At 70.4% G+C, this 15,968-nt stretch carries 14 protein-coding genes and 1 tRNA gene; 12 read left to right on the top strand and 3 right to left on the bottom strand.

The genetic code is table 11. The features are described 5' to 3' along the window. The first annotated feature begins 73 nt into the window (after window positions 1-73). From AUC47_RS13645 to AUC47_RS13655, 3 genes are read left to right on the top strand one after another with little or no spacing between them, the layout of a single operon-like run. Window positions 74-859, top strand: a complete 786-nt coding sequence (locus tag AUC47_RS13645; RefSeq protein WP_096715700.1) for a hypothetical protein — start codon at window positions 74-76, stop codon at window positions 857-859. Then, the gene (locus AUC47_RS13650; protein ID WP_096715701.1) at window positions 856-2,394 is read left to right on the top strand and encodes a DNA polymerase Y family protein; all 1,539 of its coding nucleotides are present in this window, start codon (window positions 856-858) and stop codon (window positions 2,392-2,394) included. Before AUC47_RS13645 ends, AUC47_RS13650 begins: the two co-directional genes overlap by 4 nt. Next, window positions 2,394-5,858, top strand: coding sequence for an error-prone DNA polymerase (locus AUC47_RS13655; RefSeq protein WP_096715702.1), 3,465 nt, complete (start codon window positions 2,394-2,396; stop codon window positions 5,856-5,858). Before AUC47_RS13650 ends, AUC47_RS13655 begins: the two co-directional genes overlap by 1 nt. A 20-nt stretch (window positions 5,859-5,878) precedes the next feature. On the opposite strand, the gene AUC47_RS13660 is transcribed toward AUC47_RS13655, so the two are convergent. Then, on the bottom strand, window positions 5,879-6,325 hold the full coding sequence (locus AUC47_RS13660) for a hypothetical protein (RefSeq protein ID WP_096715703.1): 447 nt from the start codon (window positions 6,323-6,325) through the stop codon (window positions 5,879-5,881). A 395-nt stretch (window positions 6,326-6,720) separates the two neighbouring features. On the opposite strand from AUC47_RS13660, the gene AUC47_RS13665 reads away from it, so the two are divergent. Then, complete coding sequence (locus AUC47_RS13665; RefSeq protein WP_096715704.1) at window positions 6,721-7,584, top strand: DUF72 domain-containing protein; 864 nt, start codon at window positions 6,721-6,723, stop codon at window positions 7,582-7,584. On the opposite strand, the gene AUC47_RS13670 is transcribed toward AUC47_RS13665, so the two are convergent. After that, on the bottom strand, window positions 7,585-8,187 hold the full coding sequence (locus AUC47_RS13670) for a TetR/AcrR family transcriptional regulator C-terminal domain-containing protein (RefSeq protein ID WP_096715705.1): 603 nt from the start codon (window positions 8,185-8,187) through the stop codon (window positions 7,585-7,587). Window positions 8,188-8,366: 179 nt separating this feature from the next. On the opposite strand from AUC47_RS13670, the gene AUC47_RS13675 reads away from it, so the two are divergent. The 4 genes from AUC47_RS13675 to AUC47_RS13690 all read left to right on the top strand — a co-directional run bounded on the left by AUC47_RS13675 (window position 8,367) and on the right by AUC47_RS13690 (window position 12,745). After that, window positions 8,367-9,602: an MFS transporter gene (locus tag AUC47_RS13675; protein WP_096715706.1), complete on the top strand. Its 1,236-nt coding sequence runs from the start codon at window positions 8,367-8,369 to the stop codon at window positions 9,600-9,602. Continuing rightward, complete coding sequence (locus AUC47_RS13680) at window positions 9,599-11,188, top strand: amidohydrolase (protein ID WP_096715707.1); 1,590 nt, start codon at window positions 9,599-9,601, stop codon at window positions 11,186-11,188. The genes AUC47_RS13675 and AUC47_RS13680 overlap by 4 nt, the downstream gene beginning before the upstream one ends. A 55-nt stretch (window positions 11,189-11,243) precedes the next feature. Next, window positions 11,244-11,750: a GyrI-like domain-containing protein gene (locus AUC47_RS13685; protein WP_096715708.1), complete on the top strand. Its 507-nt coding sequence runs from the start codon at window positions 11,244-11,246 to the stop codon at window positions 11,748-11,750. An 80-nt stretch (window positions 11,751-11,830) separates the two neighbouring features. Next, complete coding sequence (locus tag AUC47_RS13690; protein WP_096715709.1) at window positions 11,831-12,745, top strand: hypothetical protein; 915 nt, start codon at window positions 11,831-11,833, stop codon at window positions 12,743-12,745. Window positions 12,746-12,828: 83 nt separating this feature from the next. Here the strand turns inward: AUC47_RS13690 and AUC47_RS13695 are convergent. Next, window positions 12,829-12,905 (bottom strand) — tRNA-Pro (locus tag AUC47_RS13695). Between the two features lie 116 nt (window positions 12,906-13,021). Here AUC47_RS13695 and AUC47_RS13700 point away from each other — a divergent pair. From AUC47_RS13700 to AUC47_RS13715, 4 genes are read left to right on the top strand one after another with little or no spacing between them, the layout of a single operon-like run. Beyond that, window positions 13,022-13,606, top strand: coding sequence for a GNAT family N-acetyltransferase (locus tag AUC47_RS13700; RefSeq protein WP_096715710.1), 585 nt, complete (start codon window positions 13,022-13,024; stop codon window positions 13,604-13,606). Between the two features lie 25 nt (window positions 13,607-13,631). After that, window positions 13,632-14,087 carry a hypothetical protein gene (locus AUC47_RS13705; protein ID WP_096715711.1) on the top strand — a complete coding sequence of 152 codons (456 nt, stop codon included), beginning with the start codon at window positions 13,632-13,634 and terminating at the stop codon, window positions 14,085-14,087. Then, a complete protein-coding gene (locus tag AUC47_RS13710; RefSeq protein WP_096715712.1) occupies window positions 14,087-14,473 on the top strand; it encodes an RNA-binding S4 domain-containing protein in 387 nt (128 codons plus the stop codon). The genes AUC47_RS13705 and AUC47_RS13710 overlap by 1 nt, the downstream gene beginning before the upstream one ends. 37 nt (window positions 14,474-14,510) lie before the next feature. After that, window positions 14,511-15,968 (top strand): HNH endonuclease signature motif containing protein, encoded by a 1,458-nt coding sequence (locus AUC47_RS13715; RefSeq protein ID WP_096715713.1) that lies wholly within the window; start codon window positions 14,511-14,513, stop codon window positions 15,966-15,968.

A 15,968-nucleotide genomic window follows, 5' to 3' on the forward strand; every position in this document is an offset into this window, starting at 1 on the left:
GGGATGTCGGAGGTTCGAACTAGCGTCATCTGATCCAGTTGATTTATTCGTACATAGCTTCGAGGATGGATGCATGGGGTTCGATGCGGTGTCGACGATCTCCCCGGCGGGCGACGCCCGCGCCGGGGAGGTGCTCCGGCTGCGCCGGGAGATCAGCCGCATGCAGCGTCGCCGCAGCGACCTCCCCCTGCTCCCGATCGACGAGGCCCTCGCCCCGCTGCTCCCCGATCAGGGTCTGCAGGCGGGTGCCGCGTACACGGTGTCTCCTTCCCCCAGCCTCGTGCTCGCTCTGCTCAGCGCTTCCTCCCGACGCGGTCTCTGGTGCGCCGTGGTCGGCATGCCGACGCTGGGCGTCGAGGCCGCTTCGGCGTTCGGGATCGAGCTGCCCCGGCTGATCCTCGTCCCCGACCCAGGAGACCGCTGGCTCGCCGCCACCTCCGCTCTCGCCGAGGTCGTGCCCCTCATCGCCGTGCAGCCGGGAGGACGGGTGCGCGATGCCGATGTCTCCCGTCTGAGCGCCCGGCTGCGCGACCGCGGCAGCACGCTGCTGGTCACCGAGTCCGAGCATTTCGGAGCGTGGCCGCAGAGCGAGGGGGCCATCCGCCTGCACGACCAGCAGTGGGAGGGCATCGGCGAGGGCTGGGGACTGATCGAGGGATCGACGGCGACCGTGACCGCACGCACCAGGCACACCCCGACGGGTGCGAGCGTGCGGGTGCGACTCCCGGGCAGCCACGGTGCCGTCGAGGCGATCGCCGAGCAGGCTGCCGCGGAGACAATCACCGAGCTGACCGCGCTGCCGACCCTGCGTGAGGGCGACGCGAGCCCGCCCGAGTACCCGCTGGCGGTGGCCGGATGACCGCTCCCCTCCGCGTCCTGGTCCTCTGGTTCCCCGACTGGCCGCTCCGGGCGGCCCTGGGCGGAGCGCCGCCGCATCCGCCCACCGCGATCGTTCATGCCAACACGGTGGTCGCCTGCACGGCGTCGGCGCGAGAGCACGGCGTGCGCGCAGGCCAGCGCCGCCGCGTCGCGCAGGGGCACATCTCGTCGCTGCGGGTGCTCCCGCACGACCCGGCGCGGGACGAGCGTGCGTTCCTGCCCGTGCTGCAGCTCATCGAGAAGCACGCGCCGGGTGCCGCCCTGCTGCGCCCCGGCCTCGCCGCGCTGCGGGCACGGGGCATCTCCCGCTATCACGACGGCGAACCGGAAGCCGGTCACGCTCTGATCCGCATCCTCGCCGAGGCGGGGTATCCCGAGGTGCGCGTGGGGATCGCCGACGGCCCCTTCACCGCCGAACTCGCCGCCCGCGGTTCCGGGCCCTGCACGGTCGTCCCCTCCGGGCGTGCCGAGGAGTTCCTGCATCCGCTCCCCGTCGGGGTGCTGCGCGACGAGCAGCTCACCGGGCTGCTCACCCGCCTCGGAGTGCGCACCCTCGGCGAGTTCGCTCGGCTCGACGCGATCGAGGTGCGCGACCGCTTCGGCGAGCGCGGAGCACGACTGCACGCCCTCGCGGCCGGCGCCGACTCCCGGGCGGTCGTGCCCCGACCGCCCGACCCGGAGCTCGTGCGCTCCATCGAGTTCGAGACCCCGCTGGCGGGTGCCGACCAGGTGGCCTTCGCGGTGCGGCAGACCTCGGATGCGGTGATGCTCGCCCTGGCCGACGCCTCGGTGGTCTGCACGGAGGTGCGCATCGACCTCACCGACGACGACGGTCGCGTGTACTCCCGCACCTGGCTGCATCCGACCTGCTTCGACGCGGCGGATCTCGTCGACCGCGTGCGCTGGCAGCTCGAGGCGCTGGCTGGCGAGTCGGCGAAGGAGCCGGTCGACGAGGCGCGGGCCTTCGGCGGCATCGCGATGGTGCGCATCGTGCCGACGGCCGTCGACGACGCCGCCCATCACCAGCCGGGCCTCTTCGGCTCCGGCACAGATGAGCGCCTCCACCACGCCGTCTCGCGTGTGCAGACGATGCTGGGCCATCAGGGCGTCGTGACGGCTGCGCTCTCGGGCGGTCGCTGGCTCGCCGACCGGCAGGTGCTGACCCCGTGGGGTGAGCGATCCGTCGCGCCGCGCGACCCCGATCAGCCCTGGCCGGGGAGCCTTCCCGACCCGCTCCCCGCCGAGGTCTTCCGTCCTCCTCGACCCATCGGCGTGCAGACACCGGAGGGAGAGTCGGTGCAGATCGATGAGAGAGGAGCGCTCTCCGCGGTCCCCGCGCGGATCGACGGCGTCGAGGTGCGCGCCTGGGCCGGCCCCTGGCCTATCCACGAGAGACGGTGGGAGAGCTCGGGCGGCAAGAGGGGGCACCGGCTGCAGATCGTCGACGGCCAGGATCGTGCGTGGCTGGTCTTCTCCGCCGGCGACCGCTGGTGGGCCGAGGGGCGGTATCGCTGATGGGCTGGCACAACCCTCCGCAGACCTGGCGCGAGCTCGAACGCACCCTGAGCGGCGAGGAGTCGCCGTATCCGATCGGCGGTCCCGAGCCCCGCCTCGACCGCCCAGACCCCGGACCGGTCAGCACCCGGAAGAAGCGGAATCCGCCGACAGCGGTCACCCGTCCGACCGACCCCGTGCCCTATGCCGAGCTGCACGCGCATTCGTCGTACTCCTTCCTCGACGGGGCGTCGTCACCGGAAGACCTCCTCGCCGAGGCCGAACGGCTCGGCCTCTCGGCGCTGGCACTCACCGACCACGACGGCTTCTACGGTGCGGCGCGCTTCGCGGAGGTCGCGGAGCTGATGGAGGTGGAGGTGCAGACCGTGTACGGCGCCGAGCTCTCCCTCGGGCTCGATGGGCCGCAGCGCGGGGCGGCCGATCCGGTCGGTGATCATCTGCTCGTGCTCGCCGACGGCCTCGAGGGCTACCACCGTCTGTCGGCATCGATGACGGGAGCGCACCTCCGAGGCGGCGAGAAAGGACGGCCGGTCTACGACATCGACGAGCTCGCGGCGACGGCCGAGGGGCACTGGACGGTGCTCACCGGATGCCGCAAGGGAGCCGTCCGCCGAGGACTCGAGGCCGGCGACGCGATGACCCCGTTGCGCCGGCTCATCGACCTCTTCGGTCGGGACCGCGTGGCCGTCGAGCTCTTCGACCACGGCGACCCGCTGGACACCCGCCGTAACGACGCGCTCGCCGACCTGGCCCGTCGGCTGCGGCTCCCTGTGGTCGCGACGAACAACGTGCACTACGCGACACCCGACAGGGCAGCCCTCGCCGAAGCGGTCTCGGCGGTGCGAGCGGTGCGCAGCATGGACGAGCTCGACGGCTGGCTGCCCGTGCACGGTGGGGCGCACCTGCGCAGCGGCGCCGAGATGGCAGCCCGGTTCCGCCGCTACCCCGGGGCGATCACCTCCGGGCTCGAGATCGCCGCGGCATCGGCCTTCCCGCTGCGACGCGCGCGCCCAGCTCTCCCGAAGCAGGAGGTGCCGGAGGGGCACACCCCCATGACCTGGCTGCGGCACCTCGTGTGGGAGGCGGTGCCGATGAAGTATCCCCGCCTGGACGACGACGGCCGTCGGCGGATCCACCGCGAGCTCGACGTCATCGAGGAGAAGGACTTCCCCGGCTACTTCCTCATCGTGCACGGCATCGTGGCCGAGGCGCGGCGACGCGGCATCCTGTGCCAGGGCCGCGGCTCGGCTGCGGCGAGCGCGGTCTGCTACCTGCTGGGCATCACCGCGGTCGACCCCATCCTCTACCGGCTTCCGTTCGAGAGATTCCTCGCGACCACCCGCTCGGAGGAACCGGACATCGACGTGGACTTCGACTCCGACCGCCGCGAGGAGATCATCCAGTGGGTCTACCGCGAGTACGGGCGGGAGCGCGCAGCGCAGGTCGCGAACGTCATCCAGTACCGCCCCAAGAACGCCGTGCGCGACATGGCCAGGGCACTCGGGCACTCGGTGGGGCAGCAGGACGCGTGGTCCCGCCAGGTCGACGGCTGGAGCACGAGGCTGGAGGTCGCCGACGAGCACGACATCCCGGCGAACGTGCTGGAGTACGCGGGCGAGCTGCTGAAGGCTCCCCGGCACCTCGGCATCCACTCCGGCGGGATGGTGCTCACGGCGAGACCGGTGGGCGAGGTCGTCCCCGTCGAGCACGCCCGCATGGAGAACCGCACCGTCATCCAGTGGGACAAGGACGACGCGGCCTGGATGGGACTGGTGAAGTTCGACCTGCTGGGCCTCGGCATGCTCGCCGCCCTGCAGCACTGCTTCGACCTGATCCGCGATGCCACCGGGGAGGAGTGGACGCTGGAGACGCTGCCGAAGGAGGAGCCGGCCGTCTACGACATGCTCTGCCGGGCCGACTCGATCGGCGTGTTCCAGGTGGAGTCGCGAGCGCAGATCGGTCTGCTCCCCCGTCTGCAGCCGCGTCGCTTCTATGACCTGGCGATCCAGATCGCGCTGATCCGTCCCGGCCCCATCCAGGGCGGGGCCGTGCATCCGTTCGTCCGCCGGAAGATGGCGAAGGACGCCCTCGACGAGGAGAACCGCGCCCGCGCCGCCAGGGGTGAGGAGCCGGTGGTGCTGGAGGTCCCGTACCCGCATGAGGATCTCAAGCCGATCCTGGAGCGGACCCTCGGCATTCCGATCTTCCAGGAGCAGCTGATCCAGATGGCCACAGCGATCGGCGACTGCACAGCGGACGAGGCCGACCTGCTGCGACGGGCCATGGGTTCCAAGCGCGGTCTCGAGAAGATCGAGAAGGTGCGCGACAAGCTCTACGCGGGGATGACGCGGCGTGGCCTCTCGAAGGACCAGGCCGACCGGATCTACGCGCAGATCCAGGCGTTCTCGAACTTCGGCTTCGCGGAGTCGCACTCCCTCTCGTTCGCGCTGCTCGTCTACGCCAGCTCCTGGTTGAAGCTGCACTACCCCGCGGCGTTCCTCGCCGGTCTCTTGCGCTCACAGCCCATGGGCTTCTACTCCCCGGCGACCCTGACGGCCGACGCGCGCCGTCATGGCGTGGAGGTGAGGCGGCCCGATCTGCACGCGTCGGCAGCCACCGACTCCCTGGAGCCTCTCTCTGAGACGACGGAGCGGATGCCGACGGGCCTCGACTCATGCCGAGAGGCCGACCAGCCGGACACCCCTCGTTACGACCGCACGCTGCCCGACGAGTCGGCGGCTCACCGACGTGACGGCGGGTATGCGGTCAGGCTCGGCCTCAGCGGCGTCCGCGGCATCGGGCTCCCCCTGGCCGAACGGATCGTCGCGGAGCGCGAGGCGCACGGGCGGTACCGCGACCTGCACGACCTCGTGCGGAGGACCGATGCCACAGCCGCGCAGCTGGAGACTCTGGCCACGGCCGGCGCGTTCGAGTCGCTGGGTCTGCAGCGGCGAGAGGCGATGTGGCTCGCAGGAGCGGCGGCCGAGGATCGATCCCGGTTCCTGCCCGGCACCGTCGTCTCGGTGCAGCCGCCGCTGTTCGCCGATCAGTCGAGCTACGAGCAGCTGTCGTCGGACCTCTGGGCGACCGGAGTCTCCACCGATGATCACCCGATGGCGCACTTCCGCGCGGCGCTGACCGATCGCGGCGTGCTCACCTCCCATGACCTCCAATCGCACGAGACCGGCCGCCGGGTCGAGGTCGCGGGGCTCGTCACGCATCGGCAGCGACCGGCGACCGCGGCGGGCGTCACTTTCCTGAATCTCGAGGACGAGAGAGGCCTGGTCAACGTCATCTGCTCGACCGGGGTGTGGGGGCGCTACCGGCGGATCGCTCGTGATTCGCCGGCGCTCATCATCCGCGGCATCCTGGAGCGATCCCCCGAGGGGGTGATCAACATCCTCGCCGACGCGTTCGAAGACCTGCGGACGGGCGTCGCGCACCGTTCGCGAGACTTCCGCTGAGTCGAGACCTCAGGGGCACGTCACCAGAAGCGGTCGGTCTCCGGCTCGGGAACCCCGTCTGACCCGCCCCAGCGGTCGGCCTCGGCCTTGGCCGCCTCGACCGCAGCATCGGCGCCGAGCAGCGCCGTCCGGGCGTTCGTCTCCCCAGCGCCGTCTCCATCGACATCGATCGTGAGCACCGTGCGCGAGCCTGCACCGATCGTCGCAGCACTGATCGTCGCAGCGTCGATCGTCTCCCGGCCGATCGTCTCTCCGCCGATCGTGACCGTGCAGTCGAGTACTCGCCCCGACCACCGGACGACGTCACCGCGCGTGCCCTCGTCCCGTACGTAGCAGACGCCGCTGTCGAGGTCCACGATCTGCAGCACCGATGCCCGCCCGCTCTCCGCGTCGACGGCCTCCATGACGTCGACGCGATGTCCCCGTGCGACGGCGAGATGGGCGTTCAGCACGAGCCTTCTGTCCATGGGTCCACTCTAGGAGTGCGGATGCCGAAGGCAACCCCGGGTGCGATTCCCACCGCGCACGCAAAACCCGGAAGAAACATTCGTACATTTCTTTGTCCCCCAAATGGCGGACAAGGATGATTAGCGATATTCTGCTCAGAGTAGCGGGGGCTACCGGCTGACTTATGGGGAGAACAGCCGATGAGAGCAGCGAGATCTTCGCCGCCCTCCCCCTCCGTCCGGGTAGGACGGTGGGCCCTCTCGAGCGATCTGAACTGGGGCGGATGACTCGAGAGGGCAACCAGTCCCGATCCCGCTCCGCCGTCTCGTAGTGTGCTGTTCGGCGTCCGTCAAGCCCCGGTCCTCGCGGACTGCGCGCGCCGTACCGTCGATCCCTCAGGGAGGATCGTGCACCCATGACCGCAGCCCGACCGAACGGTCGCATCCGCATCGGCGTCTCCGGATGGAAGTACGCCAGCTGGCGAGGCGACTTCTACCCGAAGGGGCTCGCGCAGCGCCGTGAGCTCGAGTACATCGGCCAGCACTTCTCCAGCGCGGAGCTCAACGGATCGTTCTACTCGCTGCAGCGTCCGGAGAGCTATCGCCGGTGGCGGTCGGAGGTGTCGGAGGACTTCGTCTTCGCCGTCAAAGGCTCCCGGTACGTGACGCACATGCTCCGCCTGCGCGATACCGAGCAGGGGTTGGCGAACTTCTTCGCGTCCGGCGTCCTCGCCCTCGGCGCCCAGCTCGGACCGATCCTGTGGCAGCTCCCCGAACGGCAGACCTACGACCCCGACGTCCTCGAGGCGTTCCTCTCGAACCTCCCTCCGTCGACGGGCGAGGCTCTCGATCTCGCGAGGCGGCACGACGAGCGACTCGACGGCCGCGCCTGGCTGCAGATCGAGGAGGACCGGCCCCTGCGCTACGCGCTCGAACCGAGATCCGACACCTTCGCCGATCCGGAGGCGCTTCGACTCCTGCAGCGGCACGGCACCGCCCTCGTCGCCGCCGACACCGCCGGCCGGTGGCCACGGTTCGACGCCCTCACGAGCGACTTCGCGTACGTCCGGTTGCACGGCGCGCAGATGCTGTATCACAGCGGGTACACGGCGGCCGAGCTGTCGGAATGGGCCGGTGTCGTCAGCGCCTGGGCCGACGGATCGGGCGCGAGCGACGGACTCCCCCGCGACGTCTACGTGTACTTCGACAACGACGCCCGCGGGCACGCGCCGCACGACGCCGAAGGGCTGGCGACGCTCGTGGGGGCGCTCGCGCGCTGATCAGCGCCGCAGACGTGCCCGCAGCGACTCGACGAGCAGCGACACCCCGACCTCGAACGTCCGGTCGGAGCGCGCATCGCCACGGACCGCCCCGTCGAGGATCCTGCCGAGCGTGCGGGTCTCGCCGCCTGGCGCCCACACGTCGTCCGGCGAGGCGAGATCGAGACCGAAGCCGATGGCGAAGGCGTCGATCACCGCGATGATCGTGAGCACCTCATCCTCGGGGAAGCCGGCCTCGACGAGCACCGTGGCGAGGTCGTCGTAGGCGGCGATGACGGCGGGATGCGTGATCGTCTTGCCGATCAGCAGGGGCACGAGCTGCGGGTGATCCGCATACATCCGGCGCTGCGCACGGAGCAGCTCCAGGACGAACTCATCCCACGCCTCTCCGCTCGGGGCGACCCGATACTCCTCGATCAGACGGCCCCGCATGAGCTCCACGATCCCGTCCATCCCGTCGACGTGGTTGTAGAGGGAGGAGGGGCGCACCGCGAGCCGGCGCGCGATGGCGTTGACCCCGAACGGCTCACCGGCCCGCGAGAGCTCCAAGCCGGTCGCTCCGATGATGTCGGGCGACAGCAGCGGTGTCGTCGGTCGGGGCATGGCGCTCGCTCTCGGTCATCATGACGCCGATGAAGGTCTTCCCCTCGGCATCCCTCCTGTGCATAATAGTGAACACCATTCGTTGACGAACACCATTCGTTTACGAATCGCGCCCGACCCGCGGCGCCCGCGCCCTCACTCCTCCGCACAGCGACGTGCCCCCTTCCTCTCGGAGCCTCATGACCGTCATCGACCTCAGCACGCGGGTTCCCCTGCGCGTTCCCACAGCCACGGCGACCTTCGCCATCGGCATCGCCGGCTACCTCGGCGTCAACCTCTCGCCCTACATGATCACCGCCGCGCAGACCGGACTCGGCATCGACGTCCTCGGCGCGAGCTGGCTCGTCACGGCCACGCTCCTGCTGACCGCAGTCACCGGCCTGGTGATCGCGCCCCTCTGCGCGGGTACGCACCGACGCACCGTCGCCCGCGCCGGCCTCGCACTCGGAGCGCTCGGATTCGCGACGGCGGCGCTGGCCCCCGGAGCCATCCTGCCCGCCCTGCTGGCCGGCGGCATCGGGGCGGGCGGTGCGGTCGCGGCATCCGGTGCGGCCCTCGCCGCCTTCCGCAATCCCGATCGAGTGGCGGGCTTCAACGGGCTCGCGAACCGCGGCGTGATCACCGTCGTCCTCGCCGTCATCCCACTGATCGGCCTCGCTCCTCTCGACGTGTTCGGCGCCCTCGCCCTGTTCTGCGTGGTCGGCCTCGCGGTCAGCGCGTGGCTGCCCGCAGCCCCCGTCACCGATCCGCATGCGGGCGCCGCCGTCGCCGAGGCCATGCCGATCGAGGTGCCGCCCACAGGCACGCTGAAGGTGTCGCCCGCGCGGTCTCGAGTGGTGACGATCGCCGGATTCGGCCTCCTCCTCGTCTTCGCGCTATGGGCCGCGAGCGAGGACTCGTTGTGGGCCATGGCCGGGGTGATGGGCGCCGAGCAGGCCGGGCTCTCGCCGGAGGGTCTCGGCATCGCGCTCAGCGGCGCGACGGCGGGCGGGCTGCTCGGCTCGCTGCTGCTGATGGCCGTGGGGTCGCGTCTCGGGCGCGCCGTCCCCCTCGTCCTCCTGCTGGTCGCCGGCGGTGCGCTCAAGATCGTCGAGGGGTTCACCGCCGATGCGACGGCGTTCATCGTGGTCTTCATCGCGTGGAACACGATCTACGCGATCGCCTTCATGTACTTCGTCGCGACCTCCGCCGCGCTGGACGCCGACGGGCGGTGGTCCGGCCCCCTGCTCGCCGTCTACCTCGTCGGCTCCGCCCTGACCCCGGTGATCGGAGCCGCGATGGTCAGCGTGCTCGGATTCCAGGGGTTCGCCATCGCCCTCGGCATCGCGAGCTTCGTGCTCGCCGTGCCGACCGGCGCGATCGCCCTGCTGTCCACCCGCCTCGAGCGCGCCACGATCACGGAGTCCCCCGCATGACACGCACCCTGTATACGAACGCCCGCGTCTTCACAGCCGACGAGCCGCTTTGGGCCGACTGCGCCGTGGTCGACGACGACACCTTCGCGTTCGTCGGCTCCGAGGCGGACGCGCCGGATGCCGACGAGACCGTCGACCTGGGCGGCCGCCTGGTCGTGCCCGGGTTCACTGACGCGCACACCCATCTGCTCATGACCGGTGAGGCGCTCGGACAGGTGGGCCTCACCGACGCCCGCACGCTGGAGGAGATCCAGGGCCGACTGCGCGCGGCTCGGGCCGAGGCCGACGGCGTGCTGCGAGGCCGAGGCTGGCTGTTCGACGCGGTGCCCGGAGGCGCGCCGACCGCCGCGATGATCGATGCGGTGGTCGACGACATCCCGGTCTTCCTCGACGCCAACGACTACCACTCGTGCTGGGTGAACTCGGCGGCGCTGGCCGCACTGGGCATCACGCGCGACACGCCCGATCCGATCGGCGGTCGCATCGAACGCGACGCGCAGGGAGCCGCGACCGGGATGCTGTACGAGACCGCAGCGCAGCAGTACGCCTGGGCGCACCGCGACGCCACGACCACGGACGCGCAGCGGGATGCCGCGGTCGACCGCGTCGTCGGCGCCTACCTCGCGGCAGGGGTGACCGGTGCCGTCGACATGGCGTTCGACCGTCTGGGCCTCGAGGCGCTCTCCCGCGCCGCCGCCCGGGGCGCGCAGCCGCTGCGGATCTCCGCGCACTGGTTCGTGAACAATACGGGCGACGACGAGGCGAACCTCGCGCAGGTCGCGGAGGCGGCAGAGCTCGCGGCGGCGGAGACCGACGGAGTGCGGGTGGTCGGCATCAAGCTCGTGCTCGATGGCACGATCGACGCCTGCACGGCCGCGATGAGGGCTCCGTATGCGGACGGCTCGAACGCCGACACGATCTGGCCTCGCGACCGGTTGCTCCCCGTGGTCGCCGCAGCGGACGCCGCGGGGCTGCAGATCGCCCTGCACGCGATCGGAGACGCCGCGAGCAGTCTGGCCCTCGACGCGATCGAGCACGCGCACTCCGTCAACGGAGTCCGACCCCGGCGGCACCGCATCGAGCATCTGGAGTACGCCGCCCCTGGGACGGCCGAGCGGATGGCGCGACTCGGCGTGACGGCATCCATGCAGCCCGTGCACGCGGATCCGGCGATCTTCGCGAACTGGGCCGAGCAGCTGGGCGACTCCCGGGTCGATCGGGCCTTCGCCTGGCCGGAGTACGAGGACGCGGGCGCTCTGCTCGCCTTCTCCACCGACGCCCCGACCGCGCCGTTCGATGCGCTGGCGAACATGTACGTGGCGGCGACGCGCGCCTCGGCGCTCGATTCCAGTGTCGCCGCCGTGCATCCGCAGTTCGCCGTGCCGCTCGAGCGCGCCGTGATCCACGGGACGTGGGATGCCGCGGCATCCGTCGGCGACGGGGAATGGCGAGGCCGCATCGCCATCGGTCAGGCCGCGGACTTCGCCGTCGTCGACGTGGATCCGTTCATCGAGGGACACGGTGCGCTGCTGACCGCACGCGTCGTGCGCACCGTGATCGCCGGACGCACGGTGCACGAAGCCTGAGTCGTCGGGCGGTTTCGCCCTGTTCTTTCGCGTTCCGCCCGGCGATCATGGGCACATGGCTCATCTCGATATTCAGGACGGCCCGCGTATCGAACACCGGCCGGAGCGGCCGACCCTCGGCATCCGACTCGTCACGCCGTTCCGCGGGATGCTCGCCGTGCGGGACTCCCTGATCGACGAGCTCGCCCAGTGGCTCGACGAGCACGGGGTCGAACCGGGCGGGCCGTTCTTCCTGCGGCTGCACGCGGTGGACATGGCTGGTGACATGGACATCGAGGTCGGCGTGCTCGACACGACGGCCGCGGACTCGAGCGCCGATCGCGTGCGCGAGGGATCAGCACCCGCCGGCGACTATGCACTGCTCGCCTACCGGGGCAGCTCGATGCAGGCGAACAAGGCGCTGCTCGCGTGGGCGCCGGAGCAGGGCCGCCGATTCGACGCGGATCCGAAGACGGGAGCCTGGGCCGGGAGGTTCGAGATCCTGCGCACCGACGCGCGGATCGAGCGGCGCAAGACCCGGTGGATAGTGGAACTCGCCTTCTTGCTCGAGCCCGGGCACTGATGCGGCGATTTCCGACCGCCGGGGGCCGATAGGGTCGGAGCATGACTCGGGGGCGTCGACATCGCTGGACGATGACTGTGGTGACCACGGGTCTTCTCCTGGTGATCGTGGCGATCGTTCTCGCCTGCACCCCGCTGACGCGCGCCGCACCGGGGGCCGTCTCCCGGGTGGAGGACGTCGTGGATGGCAGCGGTGACGTGTCGGTGTACGTCGTGGAGCGGAACATCAACGTCACGCCGAGGTGCACGCTGAGGGTGCGGATGAACGACGGCGTGGCGGACGACGAGCTCGCCCGCGTGCTCGAGAGCGTGTGGGCCGCACCGGGCGACTCCCCCTGTGTCGTCAAGAGCGTGGAGACCGCGAGCCGCTCGTCGATCATCGACGCCGCAGCAGCCGATATGACGCCGAGCAGAGCGGATGCCGTCGCTGAGGCACTGCTGCGCTTCGACCTCGCCACCCTGTCGGTCAGCGATGACGGTACGCTCAACGCCGACGCGTTCGTGCGGACCGGCGACTTCTCTAATGCCGCAGAGCTCGTGCGGGCGGCCGTCGCCTCTTCCCCTCTCGAGGAGGAGTTCGGTCGGGTCGATTGGTCGATGAGGTGGTCGGCTGACAGCGGCCCCTACGACGACGCGACCATCTCCAGCGACGCGACGCCCGACCTGCGGCTCGCTGACCTCTTCGACGGACTCGCCGAGCTGCGGGCGTCCGGGGCACTGGGCGCGGGGTACGGCCTGGACGATGCAGCCCTCGACGCCCCGATCATCGCCGTGCGGGTGAACACGATCGCCGAATCGGGCGCGACCGCTGTCAGCGTCCGGCTGACCGTTGCGGGGTGGGATGCCGAGGACCTGGCCGCGCGGGGCGCAGAGCTCGCCGCTTCGAGTCGGGCTGCCGAGGCGGCGCGGACGATCGCCGCGCTTGGAGAAGGCGTCGGCATTCCGGTCGGAACGATCACGGCGAACGGGACGATCGACCTGCTCGCGACGCCGTGATGCGCTTCCGTCGCCTCGGTACTCGGGATAGCCGCCGGACATGCCGAAGGCCCGGAGACTCTTGCGAGTTTCCGGGCCCTATCTGGTCGGGCTGACAGGATTTGAACCTGCGACCCCTTGACCCCCAGTCAAGTGCGCTACCAAGCTGCGCCACAGCCCGTTGTTCTGCACTCTCGCGCAGGCAACTCCCCTATCTTAGCCTGACCGGCGACGCCTCCGCGAACCGACTGCCTCCCGGGCGTTGCTCGTGTCGGAGCCCCGGCGTAGCGTCGGACCATGGTGACGATCACGACAGAGGTGGCGACGACCGCGCGATGGGACGACGTGCAGCGCGCGCTCACGGGCGGCGGCGACGGCGCCAGCTGCCAGTGCATCTGGCCGATGCTGCGGAACAAGGATTGGAACGAGACCACCACCCCCGAGCGCGTGGAGATGTTCCGTGCCGAGATCGATGCCGGTCCGCCACCGGGGCTCATCGCCTACATCGACGGCGAGGCAGCCGGCTGGATCCGCATAGGTCCGCGAATCCGCCAGCGGCGGCTCGCCCACACCCGGACGATCGTCGCAGCGACACAGGAGCCGTTCGACGACGACAGCGTCTGGGCAGTGAGCTGCTTCGTCGTGCGGCGCGACCACCGCGGTAAGGGCCTCAACCGTGCCCTGCTCGATGCCGCCGTCGACTACGCCAAAGGAGCGGGCGCCCGCGTCGTCGAGGGGTATCCGGTCGACACCGGCGGCACGTCCCAGCGCAGCAACGAACTCTTCCACGGCACGCTCAGCACCTTCGTCGCAGCGGGCTTCGAACCACGCGGCGAGCTGAAGGCGGGCCGCCCCCTCGTGGCCCTGGACGTGACCTCATGACGGCACGCGCCAGTAGCGTGGGATTATGAGCAACGAGCATCCGATCATCGACGACCCAGAACTGGGCGTGCTCGCCCGGGCGACGACGGAGTTGAGCGATGGCACGGTCCTGACGCACGACTGGTACGCCGGCACGGCCACGGTCGACGGCGCCGAGCTCGAGCTCATGCTCGAGGGCACCACAGTCGACGAGGCGCGAGCGCTCATCCCCCGCGTCCGCGAGACGCTCTCCGCTCTCGCCTCGCTGCGCCGACTGGCGACGGATGCCGTCGTCACGGCGTTCAGCCCGGGTTCCCCCGAACCGGCTGAGCTCGACGCCGCCGCGTCGGATCTCACGCTCGAGACCATCGAGGCGTCGGAAGACGGCACCATCGTGCTCCACCTGACGGATACCTGCGGCGCGCACTTTCCCGAAGGGTACTGGCCGGCCGTGCACCTCGGCCGCGATGGCCAGATCACCCAGGTCACCGTCGAGTCCTGATGGTCGACGCGGTACGGATCGACAGCTGGCTGTGGGCGGTGCGCGTGTACAAGACGCGCTCCGCCGCGACCACCGCGTGCCGCGCGGGGCACGTGCGCCTCAACGGCGACAAGGTGAAGGCTGCTCAGCACGTGCGGGTGGGCGACGAGTTGGGGGTGCGCATCGCCGGGTTCGACCGGATCCTGGTCGTGCGTCAGCTCCTCGTGAAGCGCGTCGGCGCAGCGCTCGCCGCCGCGGCATACGAGGACCGCACACCTGCGCGCGAACCTCAGGCAATGATCGGAGTGCGCGATCGCGGAGCCGGACGGCCGACGAAACGGGAGCGCCGCGACATCGATCGTCTTCGTGGACGGGGCGACGAGGATGCCGGTATCTTCCTTGAATGACCCCGTTCCTGTCGAACGTATGTTCTAAAATGGGAACATGAGCACGCCGAGCGACCTCGATCTCGATCTCCGAGAGCGACAGCGCCTGCTCGACGGCTGGGTGCAGAGAAGACGTCAGATCGCGGCACTCGAAGCCGAAGCCGCCGAGCTGCTGATCGAGCGGATCGGTGTGCATGACGCAGATGTCGCCGAGAGTCCGTTCCATCGCGACGCGATCTACCGATCCATGCTCTCCGAGTACTCCGCCGCCGCTCATCTCCCCCGCGGAACGGTCGAGCAGTCCTTCACCGACGCCCGCACTCTCTCAATCGAGCTTCCCGCGACGCGCGCCGCGTTCCGGGCGGGCGACATCACCGTCGGCCACGTGCGCGAGATCGTCCGCGCCAGCTCTGTCGTGAGCGAGGCCGTACGCAACGGCCGAGTGGATGCCGAAACGCTGACGTTGTTCGAGACAGCCGTCCTCGTGGTCGCCGAGAAGGAGACCGCCGCCCGCACACGGGCGCATGCATGCCAGGTCGCCGCGGCGCTCGCCGGCGAGACCGTGGTCGAGCGACACCGGCGCGCGGAGTCGGAACGGTGCGTCTCCGTGCGTTCTGTCGACGACGGGCTCGCTCTCCTCACCGCCGTGCTGCCGGAATGGCTCGCCGTGGCGATCGCCGATCGGCTCACCCGCATGGCGCGCGAAGTCGTGCGCGGCCGAGCGGATGCAGAGCCGACGCTGCCTCCGCTCGAAGACCGCGGTGACGAGATCACCGTCGACGACCTCGCGCCCGACGACCCCCGACGCGACTCGCTCGCCGCGGGCACCGTGATCTTCGGCGAGAACGGCACCTTCACCGTCGATCCTCTCGCCGGGCTCGTCGACCCGCTCACGGACCCGAACAGCCCCGACGTCGAGCACCTCCCCCCGGACGACCGCACGCTCGACCAGATCCGCGCGGATCTCTTTGCAGATCTGCTCCTCGTCTCGGTCCCGAGCGCCGAACTCGGCTCGGGACTCGACGCCGTGCAGCCGCGGATCCAGGTGACGGTCGCAGCGAGTACGCTGATCGGCGCCGACGATCGGCCCGCGGAACTCGACGGGCACGGTCCGCTGGACCCCGCGATCGCCCGAGCCCTCGCCGGCCGGAACACGGGATGGTCGCGGCTCTTCCTCGACCCCACAGGGCACGTCGTGGAGACCGACACCTACACTCCCACCGAGGCGATGCGCCGACATCTGCGGGCTCGCGACCAGCACTGTCGATTCCCTGGTTGTCGTATGCCGGTGCACCGATGCGAGATCGACCACAACTACGACTACGCTCTCGGCGGTCGCACCCGCCTCGACAACCTGAGTCACTTCTGCACGACGCACCACTCGCTCAAGCATCCCGACGTCGACCCTCGGCACCGATGGACCGCGCGACAGCTCCCCGACGGAAACGTGACGTGGGAGAGCCCGCTCGGGCGCTCATACGCCGATCCCCCGCGCCGGCGAGTGATGTTCGTGTGA

The organism is Microbacterium sp. SZ1 (assembly GCF_002362255.1).
GTDB lineage: Bacteria > Actinomycetota > Actinomycetes > Actinomycetales > Microbacteriaceae > Microbacterium.

What these genes read in the sequence shown, in the direction of transcription:
- AUC47_RS13670 (WP_096715705.1), bottom strand. Translation starts at nt 8,187, where the DNA reads ATGCCCCGACCGACGACACCGCTGCTGTCGCCCGACATCATCGGAGCG.
- AUC47_RS13675 (WP_096715706.1), top strand. Translation starts at nt 8,367, where the DNA reads ATGACCGTCATCGACCTCAGCACGCGGGTTCCCCTGCGCGTTCCCACA.
- AUC47_RS13645 (WP_096715700.1), top strand. Translation starts at nt 74, where the DNA reads ATGGGGTTCGATGCGGTGTCGACGATCTCCCCGGCGGGCGACGCCCGC.
- AUC47_RS13660 (WP_096715703.1), bottom strand. Translation starts at nt 6,325, where the DNA reads ATGGACAGAAGGCTCGTGCTGAACGCCCATCTCGCCGTCGCACGGGGA.
- AUC47_RS13715 (WP_096715713.1), top strand. Translation starts at nt 14,511, where the DNA reads ATGAGCACGCCGAGCGACCTCGATCTCGATCTCCGAGAGCGACAGCGC.
- AUC47_RS13680 (WP_096715707.1), top strand. Translation starts at nt 9,599, where the DNA reads ATGACACGCACCCTGTATACGAACGCCCGCGTCTTCACAGCCGACGAG.
- AUC47_RS13685 (WP_096715708.1), top strand. Translation starts at nt 11,244, where the DNA reads ATGGCTCATCTCGATATTCAGGACGGCCCGCGTATCGAACACCGGCCG.
- AUC47_RS13665 (WP_096715704.1), top strand. Translation starts at nt 6,721, where the DNA reads ATGACCGCAGCCCGACCGAACGGTCGCATCCGCATCGGCGTCTCCGGA.
- AUC47_RS13705 (WP_096715711.1), top strand. Translation starts at nt 13,632, where the DNA reads ATGAGCAACGAGCATCCGATCATCGACGACCCAGAACTGGGCGTGCTC.
- AUC47_RS13700 (WP_096715710.1), top strand. Translation starts at nt 13,022, where the DNA reads ATGGTGACGATCACGACAGAGGTGGCGACGACCGCGCGATGGGACGAC.
- AUC47_RS13650 (WP_096715701.1), top strand. Translation starts at nt 856, where the DNA reads ATGACCGCTCCCCTCCGCGTCCTGGTCCTCTGGTTCCCCGACTGGCCG.
- AUC47_RS13710 (WP_096715712.1), top strand. Translation starts at nt 14,087, where the DNA reads ATGGTCGACGCGGTACGGATCGACAGCTGGCTGTGGGCGGTGCGCGTG.
- AUC47_RS13655 (WP_096715702.1), top strand. Translation starts at nt 2,394, where the DNA reads ATGGGCTGGCACAACCCTCCGCAGACCTGGCGCGAGCTCGAACGCACC.